Source organism: Bacteroidota bacterium (genome assembly GCA_016699695.1).
In the GTDB taxonomy this organism is placed as follows: domain Bacteria; phylum Bacteroidota; class Bacteroidia; order Bacteroidales; family UBA10428; genus UBA10428.
In genome coordinates this window covers 1,152,045-1,165,048 of sequence record CP065006.1, presented here as the reverse complement: position 1 = coordinate 1,165,048, position 13,004 = coordinate 1,152,045, and the positions used below count along the sequence as shown (strand labels likewise).

Here is a 13,004-nt window from a genome sequence, read left to right as displayed (position 1 = left end):
GATAACACTTAAATCTGAATAGCTTTCACTTTTAAATGAGTAATCCGGTTAGGGTGGTAAGTCATATGGTTATCAAACTTCCATCCCCATTCCATCGAAAAGTTCCCTTCAGGAAAATCCACAAAAAGCAGGGGATGGGTCGATTTGAGTTCTCCTGTCCGGTCGTAGCGTTGCTCTTCATAATCGCTGATCAGGACAGATCTGTCCGCAGGAAGGCTATTTAAATGGTTTTGTTGAATTTTTTTTCTTAGTTCGATCAATGCAGTTTCTTTTAGGCTGTATCGACTCTTCAGGTAATCAGCAATCAGGCAATCGAGTTGGTTGAGAATATTGAGCGAAACAATCAAATCGACTTGTTTGACAGGTGAGAACAGAATTTCTGGAAAGTTGCCATTTGGTATCTCACCGGAAGTGCGTACCCGGGAATATATATATTCAATCATTCCACCCGTGATATCCATTTCAAATAGTTCTACATTCCTATATTGCTTCATTTTATGCGCTACAGGTCGCGGATGACGGATATCGTAAAGGTGTACTTCTTTGCAGTGCTGGCTTAAAAACTCCAGCGGAACATCCAACAGCCATCCGCTTCCGAGCACAGCTACTCTGGCAGGACTAAGTCGGGATACAGCTTGTTCAATAAAATGTGTGCAAAAATCCAAATGCTGCTTCCAATTTTCCTGCTCCACAATATACCGGCGCATAATACCATCCTGATCGTGGAAAAGACCCATGCGGCGCAAAATACGTTTAGCTGGAAAGGCATTGAAGGAGTATTTTTTTAAACTGTTCATGTGGAACAAATATAAAACTATTGTGAAAATTCATGCTGGTTTTGTATGTTTGCGAACCGATATCTTGCAAGCACGAAATATTTTTTGGCAGGTTTAAAACCCCAAGGACATCTTTTCGTATATGCAAGCGAAATTGACCACTTGTATGAGTGGCACATAATTTGTTAAAAAGGAGAAAAATCTGTTCTATGAAGCAAATTGCAATAATATCCCTGTTTGTGCTCACAGGGTTTTTCTTTTCACCAGCATCTTTTGCGCAAAACGAAGCGCTCGACACCATTATTAAAGTAGAAGGCAAAGTTTTACTTGCCAACGTAACCAAGGTAACAACAACCTATATTCGTTTTATGTTTCCCGACAATGATGAGCTCTTTACCCTGCCGCGTAAAGAAATTCATAAAATAGTCTACAGAAACGGACGTGTAGAAGATTTTAATCCGATGGTTGCCATTATGGTCGACGACATGTCATGGGAAGCCATATGGCTAACAGAAGATCCTCAGGATGTGGCTTATTTACACCGCCGGGGAGTTGTAAAATCTCAATCCTCGCCAAGTGCACGTAGTCCGAAAGCAGCAAAAACCAATGCTACTATCCGCTTGCAGAAAAAAGCTGCCTCTATGAGTGGCACAGTAGTACTGGTCACTAAACGGCAGGCTACAGGAGGGTATGGTGAGTTTCCGGGTTACTATATCGAAGGGGTAGTTTATGGCACTGAACCTCTGGATGTGGAAGAAGGCACCGAAGAATTATAAACTTCTGACTAAAGAATAAAAAATAGCCTTTGCATTTCAAATTGCAAAGGCTTTTTTTATTCGTGAGACTTAAATTTCATGAGTTCACGAAATGAAATTTTATAGTCGAATCCCGATTTAAATCGGGACTGAAAGCGGGTGCGCGGGTAAATACCCCGCCTCTTGAGGCGAATAAAATAAAATCCTTTGTAGATACCCCGTCAGCTTGCTGCGAGGAGCTTCATTTACTGGCATTGCCACGGGCCATAAAGAAAACCCCCAATGCAAACAATGGAAAAAGCTTAATGGTATGTGGAATACTGAATTGAATTCCAAAAATGAGGTCGGTCACGCAAATAATGGCAAGTAACATACCCGTAATTACCGATAGGTTTTCCGATTTCTGAAATCCGCCAATAACAAGCAATACGGCAAGCGTGGAATATACCAGGCTGAAAAAGTAAGCAAGGTTGTTAAATCCAAAACGCACGGCAGTTTCGATGTATTCATAGGAATAAATAATCGAGAATGCCGAAATTCTCAACAACCAACTGGTTACAGGAATGAAAGATTTTACTGGGTTCATGCGATAAGTATTAGATTGATATAACCAAGGTATAAAAAAGTTTTGAGTAACAAATGGAACCAATCAAATTCGACCCGGACCAAGGCAAGATTTCTTACAGGCCATAAGCCGTTTTTTATATATTTGTCCAAAATTTTTAATAAGCCATTCAATGAGTCAGCTACAACTAAGCGAGCAGGAAATAATCCGGCGCAATTCGCTCGAAACTTTAAGGCAAATGGGTATCGATCCCTATCCGGCAGCTTTGTTTCCAGTGAATGTAAATGCCCAAGAAATAAAAGAACAGTATTCCGATGAGCTGAAGAATTTACAGGAGGTGGTGCTGGCAGGCCGTCTGATGAGCCAGCGTATTATGGGCAAAGCTTCCTTTGCCGAAATACAGGACCAGTCGGGGCGCATTCAATTGTACATTAACCGCGACGAAATATGTCCGGGCGACGACAAAGAGCTCTACAATACTGTTTTTAAGAAGCTGCTCGATATAGGCGATTTTATTGGCATAAAGGGTTTTGTATTTTTAACCCAAATGGGAGAAATCACCGTGCATGTAAAAGAATTGCTGGTACTTTCGAAATCGCTTCGTCCACTGCCCATTGTAAAAGAAAAAGACGGTGTTCTTTTCGATGCCGTTACCGATGCCGAGTTTCGCTATCGCCAGCGCTATGTCGACCTGGTTGTGAACCCCGAAGTGAGAAAAGTATTTGTTCAACGCACACGGATAATTCAATCTTTACGCGAACTATTCAACAGTTGTGGGTACCTCGAAGTAGAAACACCTATTCTGCAACCTATTCCCGGAGGAGCTGCTGCACGGCCATTTATCACACACCACAATGCACTGGATATACCCTTGTACCTTCGTATTGCCAACGAGTTATACCTTAAACGGCTTATTGTTGGTGGCTTTGATGGCGTGTACGAGTTTGCCAAAGATTTTCGCAACGAAGGAATGGACCGCACCCATAATCCGGAATTTACGGTAATGGAAATCTATGTGGCGTATAAGGACTATTTCTGGATGATGGATTTTACAGCCCGGATGATTCAGAAAGTAGCCATGGATTTGCATGGTACCACAAAAATTCAGGTGGGTGAAAAAACCATCGACTTTGGACATTTCGACCGAATGACCATGTTCGAAGCCATTCAGAAATACACTGGAATTGATATTGCAGGCATGGATGAACTTGCCTTGCGCAGAGTATGCAAAGAACTGCATGTGGAAGTTGACGATTCGATGGGCAAAGGCAAGCTGATCGATGAAATTTTTGGCGAAAAGGTCGAAGATCATCTCGTTCAGCCAACTTTTATTTACGACTACCCGGTTGAAATGTCGCCCTTGTGTAAAAAACACCGCAGTAACCCCCAACTTACTGAGCGTTTTGAGCTGATCGTAAATGGCAAGGAACTGTGCAATGCGTATTCCGAGCTGAACGATCCCATTGATCAACTAGATCGGTTTCAGGATCAGCTAAAACTCTCTGAAAAAGGCGATGACGAAGCCATGTTTATCGACATGGATTTTGTCCGTGCACTCGAATACGGCATGCCCCCAACCTCAGGTATGGGAATTGGTATCGACCGCCTTACCATGCTCATGACCAATCAACATTCGATACAGGATGTGCTTTTCTTCCCTCAAATGAGGCCTGAGAAAAAAGATACGATGGATCCGGCAGAAAAATATGTGGCCGAAGGTGTTCCGGTTGAATGGGTAGAGGTGCTGCATGCCCTGGGTTACAAAAAAGTTTCGGCACTTAAATCGGTAGAGAAAGCAACCAAACTGCACCAGGAAATTTGCGGGTATAACAAAAAGAACAAACTAGGCTTCGCAAATCCCTCACAGGACGAAGTGGCCCGATGGATTGAATAAAAATAAAAGCTCTTCCAAAGAAGTGGAAATTATCTACTTGATAGAAACTTATTTGCACTTTGCTGCAAAAGAACCTACCTTTAATCAATAGCTTTTTAAGTTATTGATTGATTGACACACAAAGCAGGGATCCAGAAGGGTTCCTGCTTTTTTTTGCTCAAGCTGCATGCGTAGTTTTACTAAGAATCAACGCTACAACGAATTAACACACGAAAACCTTCCCTGTTAATTACGGGTTGATAAACAAATTTAGCACCCCGCCCTTTAAATTATATATTTGCAGCAAACCATAAGAAAGTTATGTCAGTAGCGAATTATTCTGAAGATGCCATACGCACCCTCGACTGGAAAGAACACATACGCAAGCGGCCGGGAATGTACATTGGCAAACTGGGCGATGGATCCTCGCGCGACGATGGTATTTATATATTGCTGAAAGAAGTAATCGACAACTCGATTGACGAGTTTATGATGGGCTTTGGAAAAAACATCGACATCACCATAGAGGAACAAATTGTAACCGTGCGCGATTTTGGAAGAGGTATTCCGCTTGGAAAAGTAAAGGAAGTAGTTTCGACCATGAACACCGGAGCAAAGTATGATTCGACTGTGTTTAAAAAGTCTGTAGGTTTAAACGGAGTAGGTGTAAAGGCGGTCAATGCCCTTTCGAAAGCATTTACAGTAAAGGCCGTGCGCGAAGGCGTAGCAAAAGAAGTAAGCTTTTCCGAGGGTGGGTTGATTGAAGATAAGCCTGAAATCCAGACCAAAGAACAGAATGGTACTTTCATCTCTTTTGCACCCGACACCGAGCTTTTTGGTAATTTCCGCTTTATTGAGGAATATGTCGAAGCACTCATCCGTAACTATACTTATCTGAATGCCGGCCTTACAATTACCTTTAATGGCAATAAGTATCATTCGAAAAATGGTTTACGCGATTTGCTCGAGGAAAACATGGACAGCGAACCCATGTACCCGATTATTTACCTGAAAAACGGAGATATTGAAGTGGCCATTACCCATGGTCAACAATACGGAGAAAACGTCTATACCTTTGTTAACGGACAGAATACAACCCAGGGTGGCACACACTTGCAGGCTTTTCGCGAGGCCTATGTAAAAACCATTCGCGAGTTTTACAACAAGAATTTCGACCCCTCTGATATACGTACTTCCATTATAGCAGCCCTTAGTATTAAGGTCGAAGAGCCGGTGTTTGAATCGCAAACCAAAACAAAGCTGGGTTCGCGCGATATGGGGCCCAATGGTCCGTCTGTGAGCAAGTACATCAACGATTTTTTAAAGAAAGAATTAGACGATTACCTTCATAAACACCCGCAAACCGCCGATATTCTGAATAAAAAAATTCAGGAGAGCGAAAAGGAACGAAAGGCGATATCTGGTATTCAGAAACTGGCACGTGAGCGGGCAAAAAAAGTGAGTTTGCATAACAAAAAACTTCGCGACTGCCGTATTCACCTCGATTCGAAGCACGAAAGGAGACTCGAATCGACAATTTTCATCACCGAAGGTGACTCGGCCAGTGGATCCATCACCAAATCGCGCGATGTAGGTTCACAGGCTGTGTTTAGTTTAAAAGGGAAACCACTTAACTGCTTTGGGCTCACCAAGAAAATTGTCTACGAGAACGAAGAGTTTAACCTGCTTCAGGCAGCCCTGAATATAGAAGACGATATAGAAAATCTCCGTTACCATAGTGTAGTAATTGCTACCGATGCCGACGTAGATGGTATGCACATTCGTTTGTTGCTGCTTACATTTTTTCTTCAGTTTTTTCCAGAGTTGGTGCGTCGCGGGCATGTGTTTATACTTCAAACCCCCTTGTTTAGGGTTCGAAACAAGCAAAAAACTTTCTATTGCTATAGCGAAGAAGAGAAGCAGGACGCCATGCGTCAGCTGGGAACTAACCCTGAGATAACACGTTTTAAAGGTTTAGGTGAGATTTCGCCCGATGAGTTTAGAAATTTCATTGGCGAAGACATGCGCCTGGATCCTGTTTCGCTTAAGAAAGACGACCTGATTAACCAGCTTCTTCCTTTTTACATGGGCAAAAACACGCCCGAGCGGCAAGAGTTTATTATTGAAAATTTAAGGGTTGAATTAGACCTGATTGAAGTTTAGAATATAGATGCTATGATAAATCCGGAAGAGATGGAAATGGATGAGCTGCTGCCCAACGAGCAGAACAAGGCAGACTTAGAGCCGGGCGATCAGCATAAACCCACTCACGTAACCAAGCTGTCGGGCATGTACCGCGATTGGTTTCTCGATTATGCCTCTTATGTAATCCTTGAGCGTGCTGTACCTCATATCGACGACGGCTTGAAACCTGTTCAGCGTCGTATTTTGCATACCATGCGCCTGATGGACGATGGGCGCTACAACAAAGTGGCCAACCTGATTGGCCACACCATGCAGTTTCACCCCCATGGCGACGCCTCCATTGGCGATGCCCTTGTTCAACTAGGGCAGAAAGACCTTCTGATCGATACACAGGGCAACTGGGGTAATATTCTTACCGGCGATGGGGCTGCTGCACCAAGGTATATCGAGGCACGACTTACCAAATTTGGACTCGAAGTAGTATTTAATCCGAAAACCACCCTTTGGAAAGCTTCTTACGACGGACGTAACCGCGAACCAATTGCACTGCCTGTGAAGTTCCCGCTCTTGCTGGCTCAAGGGGTAGAGGGAATTGCGGTGGGTTTGGCTTCGAAAATTTTGCCGCACAATTTTAACGAGCTTATCGATGCCTGTGTGGCGCACTTCGAAGGCAGGAAGTTTGAGTTGTATCCCGATTTTCCTACAGGCGGGATGGTCGACGTTTCGAAATACAACGATGGTCTGAGAGGGGGGAACATTCGTGTACGAGCCAAAATAAACAAAGTAGATAGCAAAACACTCTGTATCACCGAAGTTCCTTTTGGCCGCACCACATCGTCGGTAATCGAGTCCATTATCAAAGCCAACGATAAGGGAAAAATCAAAATAAAAAAAATCGATGACAATACTTCTGCCAATGTAGAAATTATGATTCAACTGGCTCCCGGTATTTCGCCAGACCTTACTATTGATGCTTTGTATGCTTTTACCGACTGCGAAGTTCCAATTTCGCCAAATGCATGTGTGGTAAAGGAAAACAAGCCGTTATTTCTCACAGTAACCGACATACTAAAACATTCTGCTGAGCAGACGCGCATACTGCTATTCCGCGAACTGGAAATCAGACTCTCGGAACTGGAAGACCAATGGCATAAATCTTCGCTCGAGCGTATTTTTATCGAGGAGCGCATGTACAAGCAAAAAGGTTATGAGGATGCTGAAAGCAGAGAAGCAGCTTTGAGTTTTCTCGACGGTTGTTTTAAACCCTATAAACCAAAATTCCGCCGCGAAATTACCTTCGATGATCTGGCCACGCTGTTGGAAATTAAAATGGGCCGGATTTTAAAGTACAATGTGCTTAAAGCGGATGAGTTTATCAAAGGGCTAGAAGCCGAGATGGAAGAGGTAAAGAGCCACATGGCTAATATCATACCCTACACCATTAATTACTTTAAACAGATAAAGAAAAAATACGGCAAAGGCCGAGAAAGAAAAACCGAATTGCGCAATTTCGATAACATTGCAGCTACGCAGGTGGCAGTGGCCAACGAAAAACTTTATGTGAACCGCGAAGATGGTTTTATAGGTACAGGTCTGAAAAAAGAAGAATACATCTGCGATTGTTCCGACATCGACGACATTATCAGCATTCGCCGCGATGGCAAATATGTCATCACTAAAGTTTCTGAAAAGGCTTTTGTAGGTAAGAACCTCATTCATGTTGGAGTGTTTAAGCGCAACGACAACCGTACCATTTACAATGTTGTATACCGCGATGGCCTTAACGGAAGTATTATGGCCAAGCGTTGCGCCATTACCGGTATTACCCGCGACAAGGAATATGACCTAACCCGTGGCGAGCCAGACTCGAAAATACTCTACTTATCAGTCAACACCAATGGTGAAGCGGAAATTCTCAAGGTAACCCTTAAGCCCAGACCGCGTTTACGAAGCTTGCATGTGGAGTTTTCTTTTAGCGAACTGGCCATTAAGGGCCGTAATTCGCAGGGAAATATTTTAACCCGCTATGCCATTCATAAGATTGATGTAAAAAGCGAAGGCGAATCGACCCTTGGCGGACTTAAAATCTGGTTCGACGACGATGTAAAAAGACTCAACACCGATGGACGGGGCACTTATCTGGGTGAGTATAGAAGCAAAGACCGTATCATTGCTTTTTATTCCGATGGTAATTATTGTACTTACAAGCCTGATATGGCTACCCATTTCGAAGACGGGCTTCAGCGTATTGAACATTTCGATGCCAACAGAGTGTATACGGTAGTTTATTTCGACAAAGAGCAAAAGTATCATTACATAAAAAGATTTACCGCCGAACAGGCCGACAAGCTTTTGCCTTATCTTTCTGAGGAAGGCGAAGATGAGTTGGTATTGATTACCAGTGAGTTATTCCCGCGTTTAAAACTCGAGTTTGGTGGTAAACACAAAGATCGCCCTGATGAAGAAGTCGACGGCGAGAGTTTTATTGCTGTAAAGGGTTTCAGGGCCAAAGGGAAAAGGCTTTCGAATTACACAGTAAAAAAAATAGCAGAGCTAGAACCCATCCGTCAGCCCGATGATCCGGACCAGGATTTATTGCCCGAAGAAACTGAAGATATGGGCCCTGACGATAATCCGGATGACTTTAAGCCTGCCGGTGGGTATACTGGCGAGCAAATGTCTTTGAATTTGGGTTAAAGTTCTGTTGGTTATAAGAATTAAAGTGTCTCCTGGATGTTTGATATCAGGAGGCATTTTTCTTTTCATACTAATTTATGGACGGTTAACAAGGGACAGTTACAACCTATTTTAATTTCTTATTCATCCATAGCATAGCTCCTGAAATAGGGTTGTTTTGTCATTGGCACTGGGCGCACTCACTCGAACCATTCAAGAGGTTAATCGGCCATTATTTCTATTTCGTAAAAAAAAAGGCTTCGTTAACCAACTTATTTCAACCTATACCCTAAGTGGTCGTTAAACCGAATAGATTTAAAAGAAATAGATTCACAATCAATGAAGATTACAACCATAATATTATCGATAACAACAGTTTTTACCCTGTCGTGTACCAACAAAACCGTGGTGTTGAATGAAAATGAGCTCCCCGAGGATATTTTCTACCTGAAAGATCGCGTGGAGCCTTTTTCCGGCACCTGCCACATTTATTACAACAAGAGTGAGATTCTGAAGGAAGTAATGCATTTTAAGGATGGCGTTTTGAATGGTCAGCGTTTGTCATACTATAAAAACGGACAGATTAAGCACGAAGGGGAGATTAAAAACGGGAAATTCGCAGGAACCTGGAAGGGTTATACCGAAAATGGTAAACCACTTTATGAGGTGAACTATACCAACGACCAACTCGACGGTCAGTACCTGAGCTGTTATTCCAGCGGGGTAATCAAAGCAAAAGGTGTTTATCGCAACAACAAACCAACCGGCGAATGGCAACGTTATGACGAATCGGGAATGTTAAGGAAGTAAGTTTTTATCAAAGTACGATTCCCTGGGCAGTATACTTTTTTGCTTGCCAACGGCCATCGAGCAGAACCCACAAGTATTGTAATCCGCATTTTTGCAATATCGCTGCAGCATAATCAAATCCGGCACACACATCGTCGGGATGATGCGCGTCAGAGTTTAGTACTAAAGGAATATCCATTCTGGCCATTTTCTCAATCATACAGTAGCCCGGATAAAGGTCAGCCTGCTGGTATCGGTAATATCCGCGGGTATTTACTTCAACATAACAACCTGAATTTTTAATTATCTGAAGGGTCTTATCCTGCAAGGTGCGATACCAGGAATCGGTTTCGGAAAAGAAACCGAAATTTGCATTATACATTTTTACTTTATCGAGGTGGCCTATTATATCGGGGCATTCAGTCTGAAGCATCTGCCAGGTGAGTTCGTAAAAACGGGTAGCTGCTTTCCGGTAGTTATTCCGAAATATTTCTTTTAAGCCCTTCAGAAACAACTCCGGCGATGTATCGATGTTCCAAGGTGTACCATCGGCAAAGCAATCGACGAAATGAATGGATCCTATGTAAAAATCCAGTTCATGTTCTTTATTTAAGTATAGTTTCCTGCCGGCCAGGTTGGGAATAAAATCTATCTCAAGACCACAATATACTTGCAGTTGATGGGTATATTGTTTTTTAAGTTGCTCAATTTCGGTAAGATAAACTGGAAGATTTTCAGGAGAAACACTCCAATTGCTTTCGAAAGGAACCGGCGCGTGGGCTGAGAAACCCCAGGCATACATGCCTTTGCTTATAGCCTTTTTAAGGTAGTCTTCAGGCCTAAGTTGGCCATCGCAATAATTCGAGTGACTATGATAATTGCACCAGGGCATATAGATATTTTTTGCAAGGTATTATACGTAAAGATAGCCTGAAAGAAATTTATGACGGGGATTGAAAAAAAATCGCCGCCTTATTTGTATTTAAAAAAGATAATTATCTTTGCAGTCCTTAAAATGGTGGATGTAGCTCAGTTGGTTAGAGCGCTGGATTGTGGTTCCAGAGGTCGGCGGTTCAAACCCGCTCTTCCACCCGAAAGCCGGTTTTGCCGGCTTTTTTCATTTTAGTCCCCAGGCAACAATCTCCAAAAACGATTGGTCGGAAAAAAACGCAATTCATCTGCCACATTCTACGGCCTGTCTTCATTTATTTTATTTGCCCGCTATAAAGTATGAATTTCGATTCGGAAATCACACAGTCAAACAAGCTGCCTGTTGTAAAAACCTCCGAACATGAAGCATATTTTAATTTTGTCCGGTATTTTTCTTTCAGGGTTTTTAAATGCCCAGCAGTGCATCAGCGGTATTGTTACCGATGATAGCAACCAACCTCAAGTGGGGGCCAATGTATATTTGAAAGGTACCTATGAGGGTACCACCACTGCTGTCGATGGAAGCTTTAAGATTTTATGCCCCGACCACGATGCAATACTGGTAGTTAGTTTTATAGGATATCAAATACACGAGCAGAAAATTGATGTCGAAACAGCGTTACAAGCCTTACAAATTGTGTTAGTCCCCGAAGCGGAAGTGCTTGATGAGGTAGTAATTAGTGCCGGTTCCTTTGAAGCGGGCGATAAAAAAAGGGCAGTAGTTCTAAATGCCATCGAAGTGGCTACAACAGCCGGCTCCGAAGGTGATATCTATTCAGCTTTGAGTTCATTTCCCGGCTCTCAGCAACAAGGCGAAACAGGTAAAATTATTGTTCGTGGCGGAGAAAGCAATGAAACCAGCACCTACATCGATGGCTTGCTGGTATCATCGCCCTATTATTCTTCTATGCCCGATTTGCCAGCACGCGGCCGGTTTATGCCTTTTATGTTTAATGGCATTATGTTTAGCACAGGCGGATATTCTGCCGAATACGGGCAAGCTTTATCGGGTATATTGGAACTTAAAACACCCGGCTTGTTCGACGAGAACTTAACCAGTTTATCGCTGCTCAATCTCGGAGCCGGATTGTCGCATACGATTCGCAGGCCTCGGTCGGCTTTTAGTGCCGAGGGATTTTATACCAACATGGCTCCCTATTTTTTAATGGCGCAGCACAATTTAGATTGGGAAGCCTACCCCGAAACCATCAACGGAAGTTTTAGTCACCGCCAGAAGACAGGAAAAACAGGCATGATTAAAACCTATGGCAGTTATTCCAATTCGCAAAGCAGCCTTCATTATCCTTCCGGTTTTAATGGAAGCCAATTAGTGAGCCTTTCGAATTCAAATCTTCTGGTTAATTCGGTTTACAATACCGAGATAAATCCGAAGTGGCTGTTAAAGTCGGGGGTAGCCTACAACACCAACCACGATAAAACAGGAGTGAATGCTTTAAAAATGGACGAAACCCTTTCGACACTTTATGCCCGCTTAGGTTTTGTGAACTATACTACCGAAGACTTTACCTTAAAATTTGGTTCTGAGCTTACCTCCCTTTCTACCGATTTTGGTTTTAAAGAAAACGATACAGCAATGCACATAACAATGGGTATCCTGGATCATTTGGTTTCGACCTATGTTGAAAGCGACATAAAAGCTTCGGATCGCCTGGCTGTTCGAATTGGAGCAAGGGGGGAATTCTCTTCGTATACCAACAAAAACAATCTGGCCCCGAGGGCTTCTTTAGCCTTCAAACTAAACAAATACAACCAGGTTTCTTTCGCTACAGGTACATATTACCAGCAACCCGCCCCCGGATATTTAAAGTATACAAACCAATTAGATTTCGAGCGGGCCTATCATTTTATATTGAACTATCAGTATCAGCCACTGAACAGAGTCTTTCGTAGCGAAATTTACCTAAAAAAATACGAGAACTTAGTAAGTTATCAACCCGGAGAATTTGCCGAATACGAGCAGCTGGCAAACCTTGGATATGGATATGCGCGTGGCATTGACTTGTTTTGGCGCGACAATCAAACTTTCCGGCACACAGATTATTGGATATCATATTCCCTGATCGATAGCAAGCGGATGTACAGAGATTATCCGGAGTCGGTTACTCCCGATTTTATTTCGCGCCACAACCTCACCATGGCCTATAAACGATGGTTAGACCCCATCGACACTCAGCTAAGTTTTTCGTACAGTGTATCCAGCGGCCGACCTTACAATAATCCGAACGACAATGCTTTTATGTCGGGACGTGCACAAACGAATCACGATTTGAGTGGAAACCTGAGTTACCTTACACACATCTTTGGGAATTTCACCGTGGTTCATTTATCGGTAAGTAACCTGTTGGGGTTAAATCAGATTTATTCCTACACCTATTCCGAAACTCCCTCGGAGGATGGGGTTTACCAATCCACACCGCTTTCTTCGGCTACACGCCGGACAATCATAATCGGACTTTTTATTTCATTTAAATAAC

At 42.9% G+C, this 13,004-nt stretch carries 9 protein-coding genes and 1 tRNA gene; 7 read left to right on the top strand and 3 right to left on the bottom strand.

Annotated features, from left to right (window positions below; translation table 11 throughout):
* Nucleotides 1–8: 8 nt before the first annotated feature.
* Nucleotides 9–797 (bottom strand): hypothetical protein, encoded by a 789-nt coding sequence (locus IPM71_04965; GenBank protein ID QQS52085.1) that lies wholly within the window; start codon nt 795–797, stop codon nt 9–11.
* Nucleotides 798–985: 188 nt separating this feature from the next.
* On the opposite strand from IPM71_04965, the gene IPM71_04960 reads away from it, so the two are divergent.
* Nucleotides 986–1,552 (top strand): hypothetical protein, encoded by a 567-nt coding sequence (locus IPM71_04960; protein ID QQS52084.1) that lies wholly within the window; start codon nt 986–988, stop codon nt 1,550–1,552.
* Between the two features lie 220 nt (nt 1,553–1,772).
* On the opposite strand, the gene IPM71_04955 is transcribed toward IPM71_04960, so the two are convergent.
* Entirely contained in the window at nt 1,773–2,117 is a 345-nt protein-coding gene (locus IPM71_04955; protein ID QQS52083.1) for a hypothetical protein, read from the bottom strand.
* A gap of 151 nt (nt 2,118–2,268) precedes the next feature.
* Here IPM71_04955 and lysS point away from each other — a divergent pair, with 151 nt between their 5' ends.
* The 4 genes from lysS to IPM71_04935 all read left to right on the top strand — a co-directional run bounded on the left by lysS (nt 2,269) and on the right by IPM71_04935 (nt 9,600).
* A complete protein-coding gene (gene lysS, locus IPM71_04950) occupies nt 2,269–3,990 on the top strand; it encodes a lysine--tRNA ligase (protein ID QQS52082.1) in 1,722 nt (573 codons plus the stop codon).
* Between the two features lie 300 nt (nt 3,991–4,290).
* Entirely contained in the window at nt 4,291–6,132 is a 1,842-nt protein-coding gene (locus tag IPM71_04945; protein ID QQS52081.1) for a type IIA DNA topoisomerase subunit B, read from the top strand.
* A 36-nt stretch (nt 6,133–6,168) separates the two neighbouring features.
* Nucleotides 6,169–8,811, top strand: a complete 2,643-nt coding sequence (locus IPM71_04940; protein QQS52783.1) for a DNA gyrase/topoisomerase IV subunit A — start codon at nt 6,169–6,171, stop codon at nt 8,809–8,811.
* 318 nt (nt 8,812–9,129) lie between these two features.
* Entirely contained in the window at nt 9,130–9,600 is a 471-nt protein-coding gene (locus IPM71_04935) for a hypothetical protein (protein QQS52080.1), read from the top strand.
* A 7-nt stretch (nt 9,601–9,607) separates the two neighbouring features.
* Here IPM71_04935 and IPM71_04930 read toward each other — a convergent pair whose 3' ends face one another.
* Nucleotides 9,608–10,471, bottom strand: a complete 864-nt coding sequence (locus IPM71_04930; GenBank protein QQS52079.1) for a histidinol-phosphatase — start codon at nt 10,469–10,471, stop codon at nt 9,608–9,610.
* 125 nt (nt 10,472–10,596) lie between these two features.
* Here IPM71_04930 and IPM71_04925 point away from each other — a divergent pair.
* A tRNA-His gene (locus IPM71_04925) sits at nt 10,597–10,672 on the top strand.
* Between the two features lie 198 nt (nt 10,673–10,870).
* Nucleotides 10,871–13,003 (top strand): TonB-dependent receptor, encoded by a 2,133-nt coding sequence (locus IPM71_04920; GenBank protein ID QQS52078.1) that lies wholly within the window; start codon nt 10,871–10,873, stop codon nt 13,001–13,003.
* The last annotated feature ends 1 nt before the right edge of the window (nt 13,004 follow it).